1 protein-coding gene is annotated in these 1,009 nt (G+C 40.3%); it reads right to left on the bottom strand.

From position 1 onward, the window contains the following. Positions 1 to 1,009 (bottom strand): transposase (locus QM865_RS09115; protein ID WP_414306506.1); only part of this gene is annotated, 1,009 nt, incomplete at both ends.

Here is a 1,009-nt window from a genome sequence, read left to right on the forward strand (position 1 = left end):
AAACAAGCCTTTATCTGCCCAAAGACAGGTTCCACATCAATCTTGCGTTGAGCGAAAATCTGTCTACCTTGGGGAGATAAAAGCGTCTGGCATTCTTTAGTTTTTAAGTGCTGATAGCGTTCATTAACATACAGTCCCTTTTGAGGAGCTGATTCAGGTTCATCTGCGTAGTAAACCTTGATTTCCTGTTGAAAGTCCGTCTGTGTTTTCTGATATTTGATATGGTGAAAACGATAGCACCAACCATTAGGATGTGTGTAGCTATCCTCCTTGTCATTATAGTGCCAATTCCCTAAGTTTCTAGCTGACTGTTTATATCCTCTCTTCTGTTCTTTATCAAACATGGCATATTTAATCAGATGGTTTACCTGCTTTTTATCTAAACGAAGGAGGTTCTCTTCACTTCCATATCCAGCATCTGCGACAACTGTCTGTACGTCATGTGGATAGGTTTCAAGGAATGGCAGAAGAGTTTTAGTGTCTGTCGGATTTGAGAAGACGTCATAGTGAAGAACAAATTGATTTTCAGTAGCGATTTGAAGATTATAGGCAGCCTTTAGTTGGCCATTTTTCATATGATCCTCCTTCATCCGCATAAAAGTGGCATCTGAATCGGTTTTGGAAAAGCTGTTACGCCCTTGAAATGTCTCCTGATAGTTCTCATATTTTTCAGCACGTACTGAAAAATCGTCTTTGACTTTGCGCAAGACTTTCTTGAGTTTACGACGTTTGGTTTTACGCTCATCCTTTCCTTTAACGGGTGTCTCCTCAATGTCCTGGTTCAGTTTTTCCAATTCTTCTTCAAGGATTTGAGAGAATTCAATCAACTGCTCTGAGGAGATAGGCTCTTGTGTATCCAGTTCGATAGCTTGATGGATCAGGGGAGTGATTTCTTCTTGAAAATAGACCTGTATCTGTTCTTGAAGTTTGGCGGAGAATTTCTCTGTCGCTTTCTTCCACACGAAACTATACTTGTTGGCATTGGCTTCAATCTTAGTCCCGTCAATAA

Source organism: Streptococcus mitis (assembly GCF_047462815.1).
In the GTDB taxonomy this organism is placed as follows: Bacteria; Bacillota; Bacilli; order Lactobacillales; family Streptococcaceae; genus Streptococcus; species Streptococcus mitis_DO.